This is a genomic window from Acinetobacter sp. GD03645 (assembly GCF_029845285.1).
GTDB classification, from domain to species: Bacteria; Pseudomonadota; Gammaproteobacteria; order Pseudomonadales; family Moraxellaceae; genus Acinetobacter; species Acinetobacter corruptisaponis.
Map to the genome: position 1 here is coordinate 36,013 of NZ_JAOCLL010000021.1, position 19,994 is coordinate 56,006.

Consider the following 19,994-nt stretch of genomic DNA (forward strand, 5'->3'; position numbering starts at 1 on the left):
TTTGAGTTAAGCATTACCCAAAAACCCTAATTTCATATTAGGGTTTTTTTATTTGCCTTAAATTTACTGATTTTTATTATTTTAGGAACCCCAACCTCTCCTCATCATTGAATGACAATATCATTTTTAAAAAGCCAGAAACATGAGTAGAATGATTTTTATTCCCATCTAACTCACCTGACATAGAAAAGGTTATCACAATGTTACTACATGTCCCCAATGTTTTGAGTAAGGACCAAGTTCAATCTATTCGTCAGGCAATACAACAAGACAACCAATGGGTCTCTGGGAAAAAAACTGCGGGTAGTCAGGCCATTAAAATTAAAAATAATTTACAGATCGACATTGAAAGCGAGCTATATCAGCAACTCAGCCAATTCGTGATACAAAATATTAAGAAAAGCTTACTGGTTCAGTCGTTTGCCCTACCCAATGAAATACTTTTACCAATGTTTAACTGCTATCAGGATTCGGGGAACTATGGCAACCATGTCGACAACGCCATTCTTTATATGAATGAAAAAGGCAAAAATGTCAGAACCGATGTCTCAATGACAATCTTTTTATCAGAACCAGACGAATATGAAGGTGGTGAGCTGATTATTGAGGACACCTATGGTGCCCATGAAGTCAAGCTAGATGCAGGTGATGCGATTGTCTATCCTGCTACCAGTCTCCATCGGGTTGAACCCGTCACAAACGGCGCAAGAATTGCCGCTTTTACCTGGATTCAAAGTATCGTAAAAGATGACTGGCAACGAACTATGTTGTTTAATTTGGACATGACCATTTTAAAACTGCGCCAGCAATTAGGAGACACTGAAGAGACCGTGGCACTCACCAGTCATTACCATAATCTTCTAAGACAGTGGGGTGATTTGTAATGTCACAGCGTGTCCCTCTCCCACCTTTAAATGCGATTCCTGCACATCTTCAAACCGTGCTGGATTATCAGCAACAGGCACCACAACACCTGACCGAGGAAGTTTGGTCATACCTGAATGGCGGTGCGATGCATGAAATCAGTGTGCAACAAAATATGCTGCAATTTCAGGATATTCAGTTAGTACCACGTCATTTAAACGATTTAACGCAAGGGCATACCCAGATCAATTTATTTGGCTGTGATTATCCACATCCCATTTTTCTTGCACCGATTGGTCATCAGGCTTTATTCCATCCACAGGCGGAAAAGGCTTCTGCCCTCGCGGCACAGGTCATGCACAGCAATATTGTGCTGAGCACCTTTAGCAATACCCATATGGGCGAGACCAATCCTGAACATCCCTATAAATGGTTTCAACTGTATTGGCAGGGTTCACGTGAAAAGTCCCTGCCCCTGATTCAGCAGGCTGAACAGTATGGTTATCGTGCCCTGGTGATTACAGTTGATGCCCCGCATGTCGGAATACGCGATCGGGAACGGAAAATTGGCTTTCAGTTACCTGAAGACATGGTTCATCCACATACGCCAACCCACCTTGATTTTCCCAATGTATCCCCCTCTGAGCATCCGTTATTTCAGGGTCTGATGCAGGTTGCACCGAAATGGTCAGACATTGCATGGGTGATTGAAAACACAAAACTCCCTGTGATTCTTAAAGGTATTCTCCACCCAGCCGATGCACAAAAGGCACTGGATTATGGCGTATCAGGCATTATTGTTTCCAATCATGGCGGACGTATTCTTGATACCAGCATTTCACCCCTGACTGCGTTACAGAAAATTCGGGCCGTTGTCCCAGCCAATTATCCAGTCTTACTGGATGGTGGGATTCGTCGTGGAACGGATATTTTCAAGGCGATTGCCTTGGGTGCAAATGCAGTGCTGGTGGGCCGCCCCTATATTTATGGCTTGGCAGTTGCGGGGGCTTTGGGTGCCGCCCATGTCATACGCATCTTAAAGGAAGAGTTTGAAATCACCATGGCGCTGATGGGAACGGCAACCATAAACGAGATTAATCAGGATTATATTTACCAAGATTGATTTATATTTTGGAAAATATTTTCTAGTTTTCGCTATATGATGCAAAAAATAGGGAAATATTTTTTATCCATACATATTAAAATAGCAGCATAGACCTTTTGCTAAGGCTTGCATTTTCACCTAGACTGATTCTTGTCAGGTGATTAATATAGCTGCAAAACCGAATAACTCATTCTGTGAATGGTAGATGATGAAAACAAGTGATGACTTTATCCATCCGTCTTATATAAAAAACCTCGCTGCCCTGCTGATGCTGCGCCTCGCGCGCGTATAAATTTTTCTGCCTGGTTTCAGGTACTTAAAACATATTCTCTTTAAATTAATTGTTATAGACACCATATATATTCGTAGCACGTTGCATTTATTTTGAAGCGGCAACCCATGCTACAACAAGGAGTTATCTCATGATGTTGGCTGACCCAAGCAAAAAATACCGCCGTATGTATCAACGCGTGGATTTACCAGATCGCCAATGGCCGAACAATGAAATCAATCAGGCGCCAATCTGGATGAGTACCGATCTTCGTGATGGTAACCAGGCCATTTTTGAACCGATGAACATGGACCAGAAATTAAAAATGTTCCATATGTTGGTCAAAATTGGTTTTAAACATATTGAAATTGGTTTTCCATCGGCTTCACAAATTGATTTTGATTTTACTCAAAAATTAATTCAGGAGAATTTGATTCCTGATGATGTGTATATTGAAGTGTTGGTACAGGCCCGTGACCATTTGATCGAACGTACCTTTGAGTCTTTGGTCGGTGCAAAACGTGCGATTGTGCATATCTACAACTCAAACTCTCCGACTTTCCGTAAGAAAGTATTGAATGTCGATGCCAATGGTTCAAAACAGCTTGCCATCAATGCAGCCAACAAGGTCAAGGAATATGCGGCGCAATATCCTGCAACTGAATGGATATTCCAGTACAGCCCAGAATGTTTCTCTGCAACCGAATTGGAAGTTGCCAAAGATGTCTGTGATGCGGTCACTGAAATTTGGGAAGCGTCTCCAACCAACAAGGTAATCTTGAACTTGCCTGCCACAGTTGAGGTGTCTACACCCAATGTCTATGCCGACCAAATTGAGTGGATGCACCGCAACTTGGCACGCCGTGATGGCGTGATCATTTCAGTTCACTGTCACAACGACCGTGGTTGTGGTATCGCCGCTTCCGAATTGGCCATCATGGCAGGTGCTGATCGCGTTGAAGGCTGTGTATTTGGTAATGGTGAGCGTACAGGTAATGTTGACGTTGCCGCAATTGCCTTGAATATGTACACACAGGGTGTCGCACCAAACTTGGATTTCTCCAACATCAATGAAATCATTGCAACCGTTGAGGAATGTACGGGCTTGCCTGTGCACCCACGTCATCCATATGCAGGTGATTTAGTCTTTACCGCATTCTCTGGTTCACATCAGGATGCAATCAAGAAAGGCTTTGAGTTCCAGAAAAATGAAGAGATCTGGGATATGCCATACTTGCCAATCGACCCGAAAGACTTGGGACGTGATTATGACGCAGTAATTCGTGTCAACAGTCAGTCTGGTAAGGGTGGTATCGCCTACTTGTTGGAATCGAACTACAACGTGGCTTTACCACGCCGTGTACAAATCGAGTTTAGCCAGATCGTACAGCAGCATACCGATGAAAACGGTACAGAAATCAGCGCGCATCAAATTTGGGAATTGTTCCAAAATACTTATGTTGATGTGAAAAATCGTCATTACCAAACCAAGCATTATCAATTGTCTGATATTAATGGTACACAGATCATTGAACTGGACATTGAGATTGAGGGTGAAATCCAGCGCTTGCGTGGTGAAGGCAATGGTCCAATCTCTGCCATGTTAAATGCATTACAGTTGCCAATTGATGTGGTGAACTATGAAGAGCGCAGCATCGGTTCAGGTGCGAATGCCAAGGCCCTTGCCTTGATTGAACTTCAGGTCAAAGGCACAGGTAAGAGCGCATTTGGTGCAGGTGTACATGACAATATCGTCACCTCGTCCATTGAGGCAATTATTGCCTGTACCAACCGCTTGATTGAACAGGGTGTGTTGACGACGGAGCAAGTGGTTGCCGCAGCTGTTTAACGAAAACAATCATTTAAAAAGGATACCAGAGTTGGTATCCTTTTTATTATTGATAAAAGATTTATAGGACGAACGATTCCAGTGTCTTTTCCATCGGATTCTGTGGGCTTAGTCACTCCACAAAAATTTTCATTTGAAGCACCTTTAGAACTTGAGTGTGGGCGTATATTGCCCCGTTTTGATTTAATGGTTGAAACCTATGGAACACTCAATGCTGACAAATCCAATGCCATTCTCATTTGCCATGCATTGTCAGGACATCACCATGCCGCTGGTTATCATCACGAAGATGATAAAAAGGCGGGATGGTGGGATGGTTGCATTGGACCTGGAAAAGCCATTGATACCAACCATTTCTTTGTGGTGTCACTAAATAATATTGGCGGTTGTAACGGTTCTACAGGTCCCACCTCACCGAATCCAGAAAATGAAAACCGTCCTTACGGTCCAGACTTTCCATTAGTGACTGTACGTGACTGGGTTAAAACCCAAGCCATGCTATCTGACCGTTTGGACATTGAAATCTGGTTTGCCATTATCGGTGGTTCGCTGGGCGGTATGCAGGCCCTGCAATGGTCTCTGGACTATCCAGACCGCTTAAAGAAATGTGCCATTATCGCCAGTGCACCAAAACTTTCGGCACAGAACATTGCCTTTAATGAGGTTGCCCGTCAGTCGATTCTGTCTGATCCTGATTTCCATCATGGACGTTATCTGGAACATGACAGTTATCCAAAACGTGGCTTGATTCTGGCGCGGATGGTGGGTCATATCACCTATCTATCCGAAGAAGCGATGAAACAGAAATTTGGTCGGGACTTAAAATCGGGCAAGTTTATGTATGGCTTTGATGTTGAGTTTCAGGTTGAAAGCTATCTGCGTTACCAGGGCGAACAATTCAGCCGTAATTTTGATGCAAATACTTACTTGATTATGACCAAGGCATTGGATTATTTTGACCCCTCCCGTGAATATGAACATTCCCTGACCAAGGCCATGCGTCAACCGAAATGCCAGTTTTTGGTGATCTCATTTACCACCGACTGGCGCTTTAGTCCAAGCCGTTCGCAGGAACTGGTAGATGCCTTGCTTGATAATCATCAGCCTGTCAGCTACCTGGATATTGATGCTGAACAGGGTCATGACTCGTTCCTGTTCCCTATCCCCCTGTATGTGAAAACATTACGGGCATTTTTAGGTGGAGCGCAACAGTTGCAATCGACCCGTTTGGAGAATATCTGATGCGTATAGATCAACGACTGGCTGAAAGATGGATTAAACCTGATTCCAGCGTACTGGATTTAGGCTGTGGTGATGGTGAATTACTGGCCCATATGAGCAAACAGCATAATATTCGTGCTTATGGATTAGAAATTGATCAAGAAAAGATTGCAATTGCCATCAGTCGGGGGTTAAATATTATTCAACAGGACTTAAACTTGGGGTTAAGTCGTTTTGCCGACCAGTCTTTTGACTCCGTGGTCATGGCACAGGCATTGCAGGCGGTCGATGCGCCCGATGTACTGCTCCGTGACATGGTGCGTGTTGGCAAGCAGGCAATCATTACTTTTCCAAACTTTGCATATTGGAAGACCCGATCTTTTCTAGCATTAAAAGGGAAAATGCCTGTTTCGGAAGCTTTACCGTATATGTGGTATAACACGCCGAATATTCATTTATGTACTTTCCGTGACTTTGAAGCCTTATGTGCTGAGAATCGGATTAAAATTATTAATCGACTTGCCGTTAATGGTGACCAACAAGGTAGTATGCTGAGCAAGCATATGCCGAACCTATTTGGTGAAGTCGCAATTTATCGAGTGAGCGCTCTATGAAAAAGACATTAATCAGCACGTTTTTATTTGGTCTGATCGGTATGCAGGCGCACGCTGACTATGTTGCCCAACCGCAATCGGTTGCAACGCAGGCAGCACGGTATTCAGTGATGAGTGTCAGTGAATTACAAAGCGCAGCGAAAGCAGGTCAGGCAGGTGCACAGTTTTATTTAGCAACGCGTTACCAGTATGGTAAAGATGTTGCCAAAGATGAGAAACAGGCTTTCACACTGTTTAAGGCAGCGGCTGACCAAGGCTTGTCTGCTGCACAGCTCAATGTTGGACGTATGTATGCTGATGGTATTGGCACACATAAAGATGAGGCTTTGGCACGCAAGTATTTTGAAAAGGCAGCAAGCAATGGCGATAACCGCGCCAGCTTTAACCTTGCGATGATGGAAGAACAGAAGAAAAACTATGTGGGTGCTTACCAGTGGTATGAGCTTTCAACCCGTGATGGCATGCTTGACACTAAAGTGATTAGCCTGTCTGAAGGTAAGAAAACTGCTTTGGCTGCCAACCTGACCCAGGAACAGATTCGTACAGCGCGTGACCGTGCGGATAAATGGATTCAGGCACAGTAATTACACCTAAAAGAAGAAAGCTTGATAACCAATAATCTAGCTTTCTCTATTAATTTAAAAATTGAGTTAAATTAATAATGAAAAAATATTTCTTATATTCTATCTTAGTAATTTCAACTAATACATTTTCTAATGAAAAGATAGAGTTTGAAATAGTAAAATCAGTTGATGGGGAAAGTAATAGCGTTTTTATTGATAAAAACCCCGTTCAATTAACAAAAGAAGAAACTGAAGAATTATATAAAGAAGTTAATAGTATTATTATTGACAAAAATATTAAATACAATTTAATTTTCAATGACTTAATTATCTATGTCCACCCAGAGAATGGATACAATAAAACAAAAATTCTTATTCCTTATAAGACTATAGATAATAGAATATCGCAATCCCCAAAAGGACTTGACACGCTTATAATCAACTGTCCAGTTATTGAAACAACAACAGAACATAAAGTAGTATATCACGATGAAAATGGTCATAAAAGATTTGTTGCTATGCATTTTGAACCAAATGACAAAGTACTAGAGGAAAAAGTTATCTTCCAAGGATATTATAAAAATTCAAAAAATATTGAAGAAAAACCACTGTATAAACAAAATAATATAATAGCAGCAAAAGCTCATTTAATTTGCAATATGATTGGGGTTTTTGGTGCACAACGAGCTGTTTATTCTGAAAGAAAAAAAATTTATGAAAAAATGCTTACTGAATAATAATTTACAAATAGACCCTTTACAAAAGAAAAGCTATTGGATGAAAAAAATAACTTATGCAAAAGGTCTAATATTTATTCACACCATGTTTCTTTTTCGATAGTATCAGTATCCTCAATTAAACGACCACACGTTTCAAAACAACCTTTATTTTTATATTCATTTCTTATTTTGAAAGCCTGCTCTTCATTCTTTGTTGTTACATTCAATTCCATAATACTTTTCCACTGATTTCGCAACTCCACACACTCACTTTCCAATGCTGGAACATTTGACTCTGCTTTATTACTAGATAAATCGTTATTTGAAGAATCACATCCACTTAATATTAAAAACAAGAATAAAGATAATGTTATATTTTTCAAGAACTTCCCCTAACGATAAAATATTTATTACAGACTAAAAAACAATCATTTTATACGATCTAATTATTAAAGACATACATAATCTCTACTATAATTTTAAAAAAAGTTCTAAAATCCAGTTTATTTCTTAATAAAGCATTCAAAATTAATATGTCTACTCCTCACTGGTTCAATCAAAGCAGCCTTGTCCTCGCAAGCAATAACAAAGGTAAAGTTGCAGAATTTGAACATCTTTTTCAGCAACTCAATCTGCCTGTTGAAATCATTCCACAAGGAAAACTCAATATTGAAGATGCCATCGAAGATGGTTTGAGCTTTGTGGAAAATGCCATTATCAAGGCACGTCATGCAGCCAGAATTTCGGGTAAACCTGCGATTGCAGATGACTCAGGACTTTGTGTACCAATTCTGGGTGGTGCACCTGGTATTTACTCCGCACGTTATGCAGGCGAACATGGCAATGACGCTGCCAATAACCAAAAGCTTTTGGCTGACCTTGTACCATTCCGCAAAGAGGGTGAAGCGATTGAGGGCATGTTTGTCTGTGTTCTGGCGCTGGTGACTCATGCAGAAGACCCACTGCCACAAATCTTTCAGGGCATTTGGAAAGGTGAGATTTTAGAAGCTGCCCGTGGAGAAAATGGTTTTGGCTATGATCCCCTATTTTGGCTGGCTGCACTCAATCTTTCCAGTGCGGAACTCAGCAAGGAAGAGAAAAGTAAAATCAGTCACCGTGGTCAGGCAATGCAATTGTTTAAAGCGAGTTTGAGCTAATTTCCATAGAAGCCTGAACCGCATATTCAGGCTTCTTTCTCCTCATTCTTTCCCTTTCGTATAAAAATCATTTTGCATCATTCTTGTCGCAAAACTGCAATATAAGTGTCACATCCCTGTCATGCCAAACTGTTGAGATATATCCAGAGTTTTAGAGGAATATCATTATGGCGGGTTTATCAATTTGGCATGTGCTGATTTTTGCAATTGTGGTCATTTTACTGTTTGGTACATCAAAGCTTAAAAATCTCGGCAAAGATGTGGGCGGTGCAGTCAAGGACTTTAAAAAATCAATGAAAGAAGATGAGGCGGCAGCATCTTTAAATGAACCTCGCACCATTGATGCCCAGGTTAAAAATACTGAAAGCTCAGTTAAAAGCTAAGCGAGCGTCACTATGCTGAATTTGGGAATGACCGAGATATTTTGCTTTGCCGTGATTGCATTGCTGGTGCTCGGTCCTGAAAAACTCCCTGAAGCTGCACGTTTTGTAGCCAAGTGGTATGGAAAAATCAAGAAGTTTATCAACAACATTCAGAATGAGATTGATCGTGAGCTAAAACTTTCCGAGTTTCGGGAAGAAATGCAAAAAGAGATTGAGAAAATTACCGAACTCGAACGTAGAGTGCAAAAACAGTTGGATGAGCTAAAAAATACTCAGGCAGCAACTGAACCTGAACAGGTACAGCATCAAGCCAAAAGTCCAGCAAAATACACGCCTCATTCCAGACAGGCTGTTTTCCCTTACAGTGTTCAATATCAAGCATTATTGGCTCAACAGCCTGAGTTCAATCCATCGACCAATACCTTTGAAACAGAATTAAAGATTGCCGTATGAGTCAGTTGCCCTCCACTTCAGTCAGTGCTGAAAGCCTTGAACAAATGCCTGTGATGCAGCATTTGATTGTGTTGCGCCAATACCTGTTTAAGATCGTTGGCGTGACGATTTTTCTATTTTTCTGTTTATTGCCATTTAGAAACCAGACCTATCAATGGCTGTCTGAACCGCTAAGACAGCAATTGCCAGCCACTTCAACCATGATCGCCACAGATGTCACGGCGACATTTATGGCCCCCTTTAAGCTAAACCTGTTTGTCGCTTTTATGCTGGCAATGCCCTACATCATTTATCAGGTTTGGTCATTTATCAGGCCTGCGCTATATGAGAAAGAACGCCACTTAGCCATTCCCCTATTGTTGGGCAGTATTGTGTTGTTCTATTTAGGAGTGGCTTTTGCCTACTTCATTACCTTGCCAGCCATTCTGCATTTCTTTATTAGCGTATCACCTGAAACTGTAGCACCCATGACAGATATCAATAGTTATTTGAGTTTCTGTCTAAAGCTATTTCTGGTCTTTGGCTTCACCTTTGAAATTCCAATTATTACTTTAGTGTTGATTTTAATTGGTGTAGTCAGTACACAAAGCCTGATTGAAAAAAGACGTTTTATTGTGGTGGGCTGCTTTTTTATTGCCATGTTCGTGACCCCACCCGATGCCTTGTCGATGATCATGCTGGCTGTACCGATGTGGATGCTGTTCGAGTTAGGACTGTTGTTAGGAAAGTTACTGGAAAAACGCAAACTTGAAAATGAAAATAGCTAAAAGAATAGCTTTTACCTGAGATAAAAATACGACAAGAATCGAGGCCTATCATTGGCCTCATTTTTATTGCAGTTTTATATTATTTTGATTTCACATAGAAAAGTGTCTTTAAACTGCCTTAAAAGTGTCAAAAAAATGTCATCTGTCATTCATAGAATCTATCAGGACTTATTTACCATTAATTAAAGATACGGATTTATTATGACAGCCAATACCAATCAGCCAAGTCGTCGTGATATTTTAAAATGGTTCGCGGGTGTTCCGTTTTTACCATTGGGGGCAATGAGCACAGCAGCCGTGTTAACGGGTTGCAATGATGATGACAATAATGTTGTTACCCCGCCTAAACTGGCTAAATTCAAGAATGCCAAATTCACCCCAATGGCGGCGCCATCAACCACTGCGGAAATGGCCACCACTTCGGTCAAGTCAGGCCTCACCATTACCTGGGATGACAATACAACCACCGAGTACAAACTGGGTTATCAGGAATTTTTCCGTACAGGTACGGAAGTTGACAACATTGATGGTGGCAAGATTATTGCGGGTAGTTACTACGACATTAACAACCAGCCAATCAAGGACAGCTCTGTTCCAGCACAGACACGCCAGTTCTTCTCTGACTCTCCTGATGGTTCATCGCTGATTTATCTTGAGGGCGCAAGTGTTTCAGGCGTAACCAACCCTGTATTCCATGTGGTTCAGTTTGAATACACGACTAAAAACTTGGCAAATCAAAGCATGTATGGCAAGTTGCCATCACCAATTGCGGTGCTTACGCTGGATCAGGACCAAAAGACAGGTCATTTGGCATTAAAAAAATACCACAATGTTGATATGTCTAAAGTGCATGGTTTATGGATTACCTGTGGTGCAAGCCTTTCTCCTTGGAACACCCACCTTTCAAGTGAAGAATATGAACCCGATGCCTTTGACCAGATCGGTTCAGACCTTGCCATGCTCAAAGCCTACAGTAAAAACCTGTATGGCAATGAAACCACGGCGAATGTATATAACTATGGTCATCTGCCAGAAATCATCCTGGATGGTAAGGGACGTGCAAAAGCTGTTAAACATTACTGCCTGGGCCGTATCTCACACGAACTGATTCAAGTAATGCCAGACAACCGTACCGTGATCATGGGTGATGACTTTACCAATGGCGGTTTCTTCATGTTCATTGCGGATAAGGAAAAAGACCTATCTGCGGGGACCTTGTATGTGGCCAAGTACACCTCTGAGCTAAATGAGAGCTCTACCGCTGCCATCAAGTGGATCAAGCTCGGTCAGACCAACAGCAAGACCATTGAAGACTTGGTCAATGTTCGTGGCATCAAGGCTGAACACATCATGGAAAGCCTGAAAGCTGAGCCTGCTGATGCAACAGGCTATACCAAGATTGTGCTGGATGGAAAATCACTCTGGGTAAAACTCAAGGAAGCCAACAACGGCTTTAGCAAGGCTGAGATTGAACTGGCTGCCGCGTTCCTTGAAACCCACCGCTATGCGGCGTTGAAAGGCGGTAGCATGGCATTTACCAAGATGGAAGGCACCACAGTCAATATCAAGGATAAAGTGGCTTATTCCGCGCTGGCAAATATTCAGGATTCCATGATTGGTGGAAATTCAGCCTGGGTTGAGTCATATAACGTAAAATTCAAGAAAACTATTAAGGCAGGTGGCGTGCTTGCCCATGACCTTAAAGGCAGTCAGGTTGACCAGCAGAACGGCGTGATCAACAGTGAATGGGTGCCTGCCCAAAGCCATATGCTGCTGATTGGTACAGACATTGCGGAAGATGCATTGAAAAACACTGCTGATCCAAACAACATTGCCAGCCCAGACAACCTGAAGTTCTCTGAAACCTTGCGTACCCTGTTTATTGGTGAAGATAGTGGTAACCATACCAATAACTTCCTATGGGCATACAATGTCGATAACAAGACGCTGGACCGTATTCTTTCCACCCCAGCAGGTGCAGAGTCAACAGGTTTACATGCAGTAGATTCGGTCAACGGCTGGACCTATATCATGAGCAATTTCCAGCATCCAGGCGACAGTTCAAAGATTCCAGCAGATGTAAAAACAGCGGTGCTGAACAACTATAACAATGGTTTTAGTGCATGTGTTGGCTATATCACGGCGGATGTGTTGCCATCGGTTGAGAAAAAGACTACAACCACCAAATAGACCAGATTGTTCAATGCAAATGCCGACCTTATGTCGGCATTTGTTATTTCAGTAAGTCAATCTTCATTTCCACAGTATTTCCCTGATCTTCACCCTGTTGTGACTTTTCCAGCCACTGCCATTGCTCAAATGTAAGCCTTAAAAAATTTGAACAGCGTGTCCCATAAATCGGGCTTTGGATAAAAGTCGAGGACAGCAACGCTTCCATTTCCTGACTAATACCTGTATCTGGCAATAGGTTTGGGATGATTTTCCGCTCATCCTCCAGAATATCCCAAACCGCAGACTCCAAATCCAATTCTGCGACTCGGGGTTGCTGTAGCATGGGTAAAAGCTCCTGGGTAAAGCGTTTACGCAAATGTCTGGTTTTCTGCCAGTCCTCAGACATTAAACCATTTGAGACGACATAGACACCATTGGCCAGAACCTGTGGCGCTTCACCACGATTGCTCATATACACCGCCTGTTCACGATCACCCACAAACAGGTTAAAGCCCGCATAGTCCTGCTGCTTCTGTTCCAGCATTTGTGCAAAGCGGATGGGAGCTAAATCACTTTCCAGAAAGTCCTGAATCAGGTGTCCGCGTGAAGTGCTGTACTGGTTCTTGTCCCGACCATTGCGGAAGTTGGTCACAATCGCCCAGCGACCTGCTGCGGTCACGCCCATCCATGTTCCACCCGACTGCAAGTCCTGCCCTGCCACAATTGGGCAGTTTTCCCACTGATGCAGGGGAGCACTGGGACGATGGTAAAACTCATCACGGTTTGAAATGAGGCAAAGTGGCATATCATCCAGCACATGCCATGCAAAAGCGACAATACACATTGATCCTGTTTTCACTCATTTAGCGTCTGTTGACTTTCACATTGAATGTACAACATTTTTCACATCATTCCGCTACAATCTGCTCAAAACTTAATTTCAAATTCTAAATTGAGGAACAGCGATGCTGACCTATCCAAATATTGATCCAGTGGCACTGAGTTTAGGGCCAGTCAAGGTACACTGGTACGGATTGATGTATCTCTTGGCATTTTTATGTGCATGGGGCTTGGCATCTTACCGAGCCAAACAGCGCGATGGCTGGACAGCCGACATGGTATCCGACCTGGTCTTCTACGGCGCTTTGGGTGTGGTGCTGGGTGGTCGGGTGGGCTATGTCCTGTTTTACGAGTTCAGCAAGTTTCTGGAAAACCCACTGTGGTTGTTTCAGGTCTGGACAGGGGGCATGAGCTTCCACGGCGGTTTCCTTGGTGTGATGATCGCCATGCTGTTCTGGTGTCGGAAATACCAAAAAACATGGTTTCAAACACTGGACTTTATTGCACCCTGTGTACCAACAGGCCTGATGTTTGGTCGTATCGGCAACTTTATTGGTGGCGAACTTTATGGCCGTCAGGTAACCAATCCAGATTATCCTTTTGGCATGATTTTCCCAACAGACCCGTTAGGCTTGGTTCGTCACCCGTCACAGATTTATCAGGCACTGTGTGAGGGCCTCATCCTGTTTATCGTGTTGTGGTGGTTTAGCTCAAAGCCCCGTCCACGTATGGCAGTTTCAGCTTTATTCCTGATGGGCTATGGTGTGGCGCGCTTCTTTATGGAATTCTTCCGCCAACCCGATGCGGATCAGGGCTTCATCCTGTTTGGCTGGATGACCAAAGGGCAAATCCTAAGCTTCCCAATGATTATTATTGGGCTATGGATGATGTGGTATGCCTACCGTAGAAAAATCTATGACTGGCAAATAACCAAATAAACATGATGGGAGCTGATGCTCCCATTTTTATTTTTAAAATTGTCATCCATTCAATTGAATTGCCAATCTTGAATAGCAGCCTTTATAGTTCATCTAAGACTAGGGGGAATTTATCAAATGGAAACAGCACATGGAAATTCACAGTATTTTAAAACTGATCAACTGTTTCTATCCCTATCCCCACTGCAACTTAATCTTGATATTGTTACCCAGATTGAAAAAACTTTAGGCCTCACCCTTATTTCAGAACAACAGCCACATCGGGTTTGTTTTGCCAACCAGAACGCAGAACTTCAGGATGCCTATAAACAGGTGTTTACCGCAACTGATTTACTGGATTATGTTTATGCAGTGTTGATCTCAGAAAAGGGAACTACTGACAGAATACAACTGCTCAGTCCAAGCTTACCCGCGATTCCCTATCCTACTGACAACCTAAATTTCTGGAAATTGGTAAAATTGGGCCAGCAATATCGACTTTCCCTGAGCTAAAGTTTATCAGCCAAAGCCTGAACCACTTCACCCAGGCGTTTGCCCTGCGCCTCACACAGGACTTTTTCATCCTGACTGAGACCCTGGTCATGGCGAGGCCCACTGACATGGCTTGCACCATAGGGGGTGCCACCTGTTTTGGTATTGGATAATGCAGGAATTGAATTGGGTAAGCCCAGTATCATCATGCCATGATGAAATAACGGCGGTAACATGCTCAGCAAGGTACTTTCCTGCCCACCATGCATTGAACCTGAAGAGGTAAACACACAGGCAGGCTTATTGTGCAATGCGCCATTCAGCCACAAACTGGTGGTTTGATCCCAGAAATACTTCATCTCACTGGCCATGTTGCCAAAACGTGTTGGTGAACCAAGCGCCAAACCTGAACAATGGGTGAGGTCATCCAGGGTACAGTAAATGTCTCCCTCAACAGGAATACTCGGCTCAGCCTCAGTCACCACAGTGGTGAGATTTGGAACGGTACGAATACGGGCAGTGACACCCGCAGCCTCAATTCCATCTGCAATCAGGTGTGCCATCTGTCTAGTTGAACCATATTTACTGTAATAGAGAACAAGAACGTAAGGTTGCATCACTTTCAATAATTTTGTTAAAAAGAACACTATACGATATTTTTTATATTTTTAGCGGTAATAAGTCCTGTGAAACGCATAGGATTTTGATTAAAACAATAGGATGAACCCATGATCTTCGAACGATATCTAAACAAACTGCCTTTTTTAGAAAAAACATGGTTTCAATTTATTGTATTTGTGTTACGGCGTTTCAAGGCCGATCGCTGTCAGGAACAAGCGGGTTCCCTCACCTATACCACCCTGTTTGCCGTTGTTCCCATGCTGACCGTTTTTCTGGTCATCATTTCCTCCATCAAGGCACTGGAACCTGCCCGACAACAACTGCAACAACTGATCTACAGCAACTTTTTGCCTAAAAGCACGATTGCCTTTGATAAGGCACTGAACGCATTTACCGAGAAATCCAGTAACCTCACCGTGATTGGGGTGCTGTTTCTTTTTGTCACCACCGTATTAATGCTGTCTTCGATTGAAACCGTTTTCAATCGTATCTGGCGGGTCAAGGAAACCCGTACAGGCCTGATTGGCTTTATGCGTTACTGGACCATTATTTCACTGGGCCCGATCATTTTAGGCAGTGCGTTTGTACTTTCCTCAACTGTCGCCTCAATGAACATTCTCAGCAACAACTTTGCAGGCTATCAACTTAATGGTTCATTAATCCTATGGTTGATTTCATTTCTACTTACGATTGCTGGCTTCTTCATTTTATACTGGACCATTCCAAACCGCACTGTCCCGATCTTTTCAGCAGTCATTGCCGCCTGTTTTAGTGCAACGGTTTTCGAAACCCTGAAACGTTTATTTGGCTGGATCATGAGCAACTTCACCAGCTATGAAATTGTCTATGGTGCATTTGCTGCCGTTCCCATTTTCCTGCTCTGGATCTACCTGTCCTGGAACATCATCTTACTGGGTGTGGAAGTCAGCTATGCCCTCACTGCATTTCATTCAGGCAAGGAGCAAAAGCGCCACCCAATTTTGATGCTACTCGACATGCTGGAGCTGTTTTATAAAAAACAGCAAATCGGTGAAAGTGTCAGTGAAACGGAACTACTAGATATTATTGGTCGTGGTGAATTGGGGCGTTTACCTGCCTATGTCCTGCAACTTGAAAATCAAAATCTCATCAAGCGCACAGATAAGGATGAATATGTGTTGGTACGGAATTTGGCACAGGTTGATTTCTGGAGTTTCTTTACCGCTCTTCCTTATCCCTTGCCTTTACGCCCTGATGTATTCAATGTGCATCAGGATGATGAATGGATGGAGCGACTTGGCCCAGCCCTGATTGAAAGCAACGACTATTTGGCGGCTAAACTGTCTATTCCCCTTTCAACCATCTTTGAGATGTCAACGGAACCAAAATAAATCTGCCTAGCCAATGACTTTAACAGGTGAGTCATTGGCTGCTTTCAGATATTTATTTTAAAACTTTAATTTTTACCTTACAGGCTCCCTGTTTAGGCGTTAAACCAATTTCCTGTGCGGCAGCCCTTGATAAATCAATCAAATGGCGACCATATGCACCACGATCATTAATCCGTACCACAGTCGATTTATTGGTTTCCAGATTGGTCACTTGCACCTTGGTACCAAATGGCAAACTGGAATGTGCAGCCGTTGCCTGTGAGGGATTATAACGTTCCCCACTGGTGGTTTTCTGCCCTTGAAAACGGTCTGCATAGAGACTTGCTGTACCCACCTGGGCAAATACAGAACTATTGACCAAACAGAAGACGAAGAAAATATATTTCATTTTTGATGACTTCTTATACACATGACAACATGCTGATATTTGCAATCTTAACCCTCAGCATGTTGCAAATGCATAATTATGGTCGGACAAAAGTATTCCAGTCATATTCCCCAGACTGGGTAATCAGTTTTAGGGTGAGTTGATCATTTGGCTGTAAAGCACCTACACCCGCTGGTGTTCCCGTCATGATCACATCGCCCGTCTGTAGGCTAAATGCCTGATTAATATCAATCAATAAATCGGCAATATCAAATATCATATCTTTGGTGAAACCATGCTGGCGTTCATCACCATTGATGGTCAAGATCAGTTCAAGTTCCTGTAGGTCACCAATCTCATCGGTTTCAATCCATTCACCCAAAATACATGCACCATCAAAGGCTTTGGCACGTTCCCACGGATGTCCCTTGGCTTTTAGCTCACCCTGTAAATCACGCAGGGTTAAATCCAGTCCCAGTGTCAGTGCTCCCACCGCCTCCAGCACTTTTTCCCGATCTGTTTCTCCAGACAGGGGATGTGCGATTTGCAGGCAGATTTCACATTCATAGTGGCATTCACCCAAGGCCTTGTTCCAAGTGATCCCCTGTTGCAAAGTGCCTAAACTGCTGGGTGGCTTCATGAATAACATGGGACGCTCAGGCATGGCATTGCCCAGCTCCTTAACGTGCTCTGCATAGTTTCGACCGACACACACAATTTTTGATGGATGAATACTCATGGCATTTCCTTATTTATGCGAAAGATTATTTATTTTTTAAAGCTATTTTCAAATTTACTTTGCGCTGCTGAATCTGTAAACGCCCGCTTTGGCACAATCACCACGGTATGGTTTTTCAGTTCCAGCATATAGGTCAGTTTACCAATGGCGAAAGACTGCACCTCGGCATACTGCGCACTTTGCTTTTTACCTGTGGCATAAAGCTCAAAATGATCCTGATACAGGTCAATGCCCTGTTCACTCTTGCCAAACTGATAGCGGACAAACTGGCGTTTAAACAACATCGGCAGCAACCAATAGCGCATCAGCCCCTGCATGATCAGGAAAAAGGCACCCAATGCAACGTAGTAACGCCCGACACCCGAAAAACCCAGATAAACACCCCATACAATAATGGCGATACTAATCAGTGGGGTTAAAAAACGGGTAAAGGTCTTTTTACCAAAGGTCACTAAAGCAAAACCATCCTGGGACTCTTCTAAATTCAGGTAATAACGCAGGGATAGCGCTGGACGTTGTTCAGACATGCTCGACTTCAATTTGTTTCATCATGGATGGGCGTAAATATTACACCAGTTTAGAGGCTAAGACGTTGTTTTACACAATATGGCTATTCTTTACACACAAAAAAATTTATAACTATTTTCCAATTTACTGGCATTGATCAAGATTGAAATGCTGAATTTCTAACTCAGTCACTTATAAAAAATCAAAGGAATGTGATGTCTTATTTTACCCGCCTGCTATGTACAGGTATTTTATTCGGGATAAGTCAAATTGGTTTTACTCAAATCATTACATGGACAGACAATATCCCAAGTGCCTTGCAGCCTTTTCATAACAATCCACAGCTCTTGGCCAGTTATACCCAGGATACTATTTTCATTTATGGCCACCCTGCGGTCAAAACCTCAGTACCCACCCTGAAAAGCAATCCTCAACCCAGTGTCAGCTTTACTTCCGCCGCCATCATCGTTCCCGCCAATACACAACAGGTGGCGAAAACGCTGACGGACTTTAGCCATTATGTAGGACTATTTCCAACCCTAAAATCGGCCAAGACCATTGAACAGTCGGGCAATATCGTACAGGTGAAATACAAGGTCTCAATTCCAACACCAATTCCTGTACTCAATTTCAATGAGGATGTCACCCTGCAACACCAGATCAAGCCAAACAGCATCGCCAGTCTGGTCATTGACGCCCCCATTCCCTATGGGGTCGGAAAACTGGAATGGTTTGCGCTGGATGAGCATCGGACCCTGGTGACATTAACCCAGTGGGGTGACCTCAACCAACCGAAAGGATTTATTTTAAAGAAAATTTTAAACGCGATTCCTGAGGTCAAGCTTGGAGTTCCCAGCACTGGCAACGCCTTTGTTCTAGAGGCTTTAAGAACCCGTTTTATTGGACAAAACACTGCTCCACTTGATGGCGGGCAAATGCCAAGTCCTCAACTCAATGCAGCCCAGCTCACAAAAATCGCCCAGCTCAGCCAGACATCACAGCAACCCGTTAGCTTTCTGCATGCCCCGACCAGCATCATGTACACGCATGGACGTGAAGCCATGCGGTTTTCCACCACCTATCAGTTTTATAAACAGACACCACAACAGCTAAAAAAATGGCTCACCCCATTGGCCTATAAGGATTTATTCCCTCGGCAAATCAAAAAGGTGGTGATCACCCCCATTCAGAATCAGGGACAGGATGCAGATATTCAGGTCAATGTGGGCTTAGGTGTCATTAATATTCCATTTGCCTTTAAACTGCATTTTAATTATCCAAATGCCACTGAAAATAATTTTTATGCCAATGGCGGTGACTTGCGTTTTATTAAAGGCCAGATGGGATTTACCGAGCTTAATCAGGGTACTTTATTTAAAATGACCACCAGCATGAAAATTGATGAAAAAGCGCCATTTTTACTCAGGGCAATGCGAAGCCTGCCATATCATGACGTATTGCCAGCAGTTGGCGGTAATGCTGTGTTTGTGCAGAAAATCAAGACAAAGGCATAAAGCACAAAAAAACCGCATTTAAGCGGTTTTTTTCAATCTTTATCTTTCGATAAATCAAATTGGTGCGCTCAGAGAGATTCGAACTCCCGACCCCTTAGTTCGTAGCCAAGTGCTCTATCCAGCTGAGCTATGAGCGCATATTTGATGGAGGGCATTATACGCATTTTTTTCCAATTGATAAGAACTTTCGCTCAAAACAAGTTTAACTGATTATAGATTCAACACTTTCTGCCTAAAAACATGCATACATAAACGAAACATTTATTTTCAATTCAAATACAGGCTTATAAATTGTTTATGAGAAACAATAAAAATATCCATTTTCACATTCTTTTCTTATTTAATTTCAACATAATAAAATTATTTTAATTTAACTAAATAGACTGTTAATGGCCTAAAACCCTGTATTTTCCCTGCCTCTTGATGGCCTTTGCATATATCCCGCCTAAATTAAATATATCGTTAATCAAATATAAGCTTTTGATTTAT

22 protein-coding genes and 1 tRNA gene are annotated in these 19,994 nt (G+C 42.7%); 16 read left to right on the forward strand and 7 right to left on the reverse strand.

Annotated elements, in window-relative coordinates; genetic code table 11:
* Positions 1 to 200 precede the first annotated feature (200 nt).
* From N5J47_RS15285 to N5J47_RS15315, 7 genes are all read left to right on the forward strand, one after another.
* A complete protein-coding gene (locus N5J47_RS15285; RefSeq protein ID WP_279958567.1) occupies positions 201 to 884 on the forward strand; it encodes a Fe2+-dependent dioxygenase in 684 nt (227 codons plus the stop codon).
* Positions 884 to 1,987: an alpha-hydroxy acid oxidase gene (locus N5J47_RS15290; RefSeq protein WP_267980631.1), complete on the forward strand. Its 1,104-nt coding sequence runs from the start codon at positions 884 to 886 to the stop codon at positions 1,985 to 1,987. Before N5J47_RS15285 ends, N5J47_RS15290 begins: the two co-directional genes overlap by 1 nt.
* A 404-nt stretch (positions 1,988 to 2,391) precedes the next feature.
* Positions 2,392 to 4,089: a 2-isopropylmalate synthase gene (gene leuA / locus N5J47_RS15295; protein ID WP_279958568.1), complete on the forward strand. Its 1,698-nt coding sequence runs from the start codon at positions 2,392 to 2,394 to the stop codon at positions 4,087 to 4,089.
* 81 nt (positions 4,090 to 4,170) lie between these two features.
* Positions 4,171 to 5,331 (forward strand): homoserine O-acetyltransferase, encoded by a 1,161-nt coding sequence (locus N5J47_RS15300; protein WP_279958569.1) that lies wholly within the window; start codon positions 4,171 to 4,173, stop codon positions 5,329 to 5,331.
* Positions 5,331 to 5,924 (forward strand): methionine biosynthesis protein MetW, encoded by a 594-nt coding sequence (metW, locus tag N5J47_RS15305; RefSeq protein WP_267980634.1) that lies wholly within the window; start codon positions 5,331 to 5,333, stop codon positions 5,922 to 5,924. Before N5J47_RS15300 ends, metW begins: the two co-directional genes overlap by 1 nt.
* Positions 5,921 to 6,508, forward strand: coding sequence for a tetratricopeptide repeat protein (locus tag N5J47_RS15310; protein ID WP_279958570.1), 588 nt, complete (start codon positions 5,921 to 5,923; stop codon positions 6,506 to 6,508). The genes metW and N5J47_RS15310 overlap by 4 nt, the downstream gene beginning before the upstream one ends.
* 77 nt (positions 6,509 to 6,585) lie before the next feature.
* On the forward strand, positions 6,586 to 7,224 hold the full coding sequence (locus N5J47_RS15315) for a hypothetical protein (protein ID WP_279958571.1): 639 nt from the start codon (positions 6,586 to 6,588) through the stop codon (positions 7,222 to 7,224).
* A gap of 74 nt (positions 7,225 to 7,298) precedes the next feature.
* On the opposite strand, the gene N5J47_RS15320 is transcribed toward N5J47_RS15315, so the two are convergent.
* The gene (locus N5J47_RS15320; RefSeq protein WP_279958572.1) at positions 7,299 to 7,589 is read right to left on the reverse strand and encodes a hypothetical protein; all 291 of its coding nucleotides are present in this window, start codon (positions 7,587 to 7,589) and stop codon (positions 7,299 to 7,301) included.
* A gap of 150 nt (positions 7,590 to 7,739) precedes the next feature.
* Between N5J47_RS15320 and rdgB the strand changes: the two genes are divergently transcribed.
* The 5 genes from rdgB to N5J47_RS15345 all read left to right on the forward strand — a co-directional run bounded on the left by rdgB (position 7,740) and on the right by N5J47_RS15345 (position 12,156).
* The gene (gene rdgB / locus N5J47_RS15325) at positions 7,740 to 8,363 is read left to right on the forward strand and encodes an RdgB/HAM1 family non-canonical purine NTP pyrophosphatase (RefSeq protein WP_279958573.1); all 624 of its coding nucleotides are present in this window, start codon (positions 7,740 to 7,742) and stop codon (positions 8,361 to 8,363) included.
* A 167-nt stretch (positions 8,364 to 8,530) separates the two neighbouring features.
* Entirely contained in the window at positions 8,531 to 8,746 is a 216-nt protein-coding gene (gene tatA, locus N5J47_RS15330; protein WP_151974925.1) for a Sec-independent protein translocase subunit TatA, read from the forward strand.
* Positions 8,747 to 8,758: 12 nt separating this feature from the next.
* On the forward strand, positions 8,759 to 9,199 hold the full coding sequence (tatB, locus tag N5J47_RS15335) for a Sec-independent protein translocase protein TatB (RefSeq protein WP_279958574.1): 441 nt from the start codon (positions 8,759 to 8,761) through the stop codon (positions 9,197 to 9,199).
* Positions 9,196 to 9,966, forward strand: a complete 771-nt coding sequence (gene tatC, locus N5J47_RS15340; protein WP_279958575.1) for a twin-arginine translocase subunit TatC — start codon at positions 9,196 to 9,198, stop codon at positions 9,964 to 9,966. The genes tatB and tatC overlap by 4 nt, the downstream gene beginning before the upstream one ends.
* A 201-nt stretch (positions 9,967 to 10,167) precedes the next feature.
* The gene (locus tag N5J47_RS15345; protein ID WP_279958576.1) at positions 10,168 to 12,156 is read left to right on the forward strand and encodes an alkaline phosphatase PhoX; all 1,989 of its coding nucleotides are present in this window, start codon (positions 10,168 to 10,170) and stop codon (positions 12,154 to 12,156) included.
* A 43-nt stretch (positions 12,157 to 12,199) separates the two neighbouring features.
* Here N5J47_RS15345 and N5J47_RS15350 read toward each other — a convergent pair whose 3' ends face one another.
* Positions 12,200 to 12,982 (reverse strand): NRDE family protein, encoded by a 783-nt coding sequence (locus N5J47_RS15350; RefSeq protein WP_279958577.1) that lies wholly within the window; start codon positions 12,980 to 12,982, stop codon positions 12,200 to 12,202.
* A 121-nt stretch (positions 12,983 to 13,103) separates the two neighbouring features.
* Between N5J47_RS15350 and lgt the strand changes: the two genes are divergently transcribed.
* Both lgt and N5J47_RS15360 read left to right on the forward strand, forming a co-directional pair.
* Positions 13,104 to 13,916, forward strand: coding sequence for a prolipoprotein diacylglyceryl transferase (lgt, locus tag N5J47_RS15355; protein ID WP_279958578.1), 813 nt, complete (start codon positions 13,104 to 13,106; stop codon positions 13,914 to 13,916).
* Positions 13,917 to 14,033: 117 nt separating this feature from the next.
* Positions 14,034 to 14,408: a type ISP restriction/modification enzyme gene (locus tag N5J47_RS15360; RefSeq protein WP_279958579.1), complete on the forward strand. Its 375-nt coding sequence runs from the start codon at positions 14,034 to 14,036 to the stop codon at positions 14,406 to 14,408.
* Here the strand turns inward: N5J47_RS15360 and wrbA are convergent.
* Complete coding sequence (gene wrbA / locus N5J47_RS15365) at positions 14,405 to 15,004, reverse strand: NAD(P)H:quinone oxidoreductase (protein WP_279958580.1); 600 nt, start codon at positions 15,002 to 15,004, stop codon at positions 14,405 to 14,407. The genes N5J47_RS15360 and wrbA overlap by 4 nt on opposite strands.
* 111 nt (positions 15,005 to 15,115) lie before the next feature.
* Here wrbA and N5J47_RS15370 point away from each other — a divergent pair, with 111 nt between their 5' ends.
* Entirely contained in the window at positions 15,116 to 16,378 is a 1,263-nt protein-coding gene (locus N5J47_RS15370; RefSeq protein ID WP_267980645.1) for a YihY family inner membrane protein, read from the forward strand.
* Between the two features lie 52 nt (positions 16,379 to 16,430).
* On the opposite strand, the gene N5J47_RS15375 is transcribed toward N5J47_RS15370, so the two are convergent.
* The 3 genes from N5J47_RS15375 to N5J47_RS15385 all read right to left on the reverse strand — a co-directional run bounded on the left by N5J47_RS15375 (position 16,431) and on the right by N5J47_RS15385 (position 18,011).
* Positions 16,431 to 16,766, reverse strand: a complete 336-nt coding sequence (locus N5J47_RS15375; protein WP_279958582.1) for a septal ring lytic transglycosylase RlpA family protein — start codon at positions 16,764 to 16,766, stop codon at positions 16,431 to 16,433.
* A 76-nt stretch (positions 16,767 to 16,842) separates the two neighbouring features.
* A complete protein-coding gene (locus N5J47_RS15380) occupies positions 16,843 to 17,484 on the reverse strand; it encodes a fumarylacetoacetate hydrolase family protein (RefSeq protein WP_279958583.1) in 642 nt (213 codons plus the stop codon).
* Positions 17,485 to 17,513: 29 nt separating this feature from the next.
* A complete protein-coding gene (locus tag N5J47_RS15385; protein WP_267980648.1) occupies positions 17,514 to 18,011 on the reverse strand; it encodes a YcxB family protein in 498 nt (165 codons plus the stop codon).
* A gap of 195 nt (positions 18,012 to 18,206) precedes the next feature.
* On the opposite strand from N5J47_RS15385, the gene N5J47_RS15390 reads away from it, so the two are divergent.
* Complete coding sequence (locus tag N5J47_RS15390) at positions 18,207 to 19,505, forward strand: SRPBCC family protein (RefSeq protein WP_279958584.1); 1,299 nt, start codon at positions 18,207 to 18,209, stop codon at positions 19,503 to 19,505.
* Positions 19,506 to 19,565: 60 nt separating this feature from the next.
* Here the strand turns inward: N5J47_RS15390 and N5J47_RS15395 are convergent.
* Positions 19,566 to 19,642 (reverse strand) — tRNA-Arg (locus N5J47_RS15395).
* Between the last annotated feature and the right edge of the window lie 352 nt (positions 19,643 to 19,994).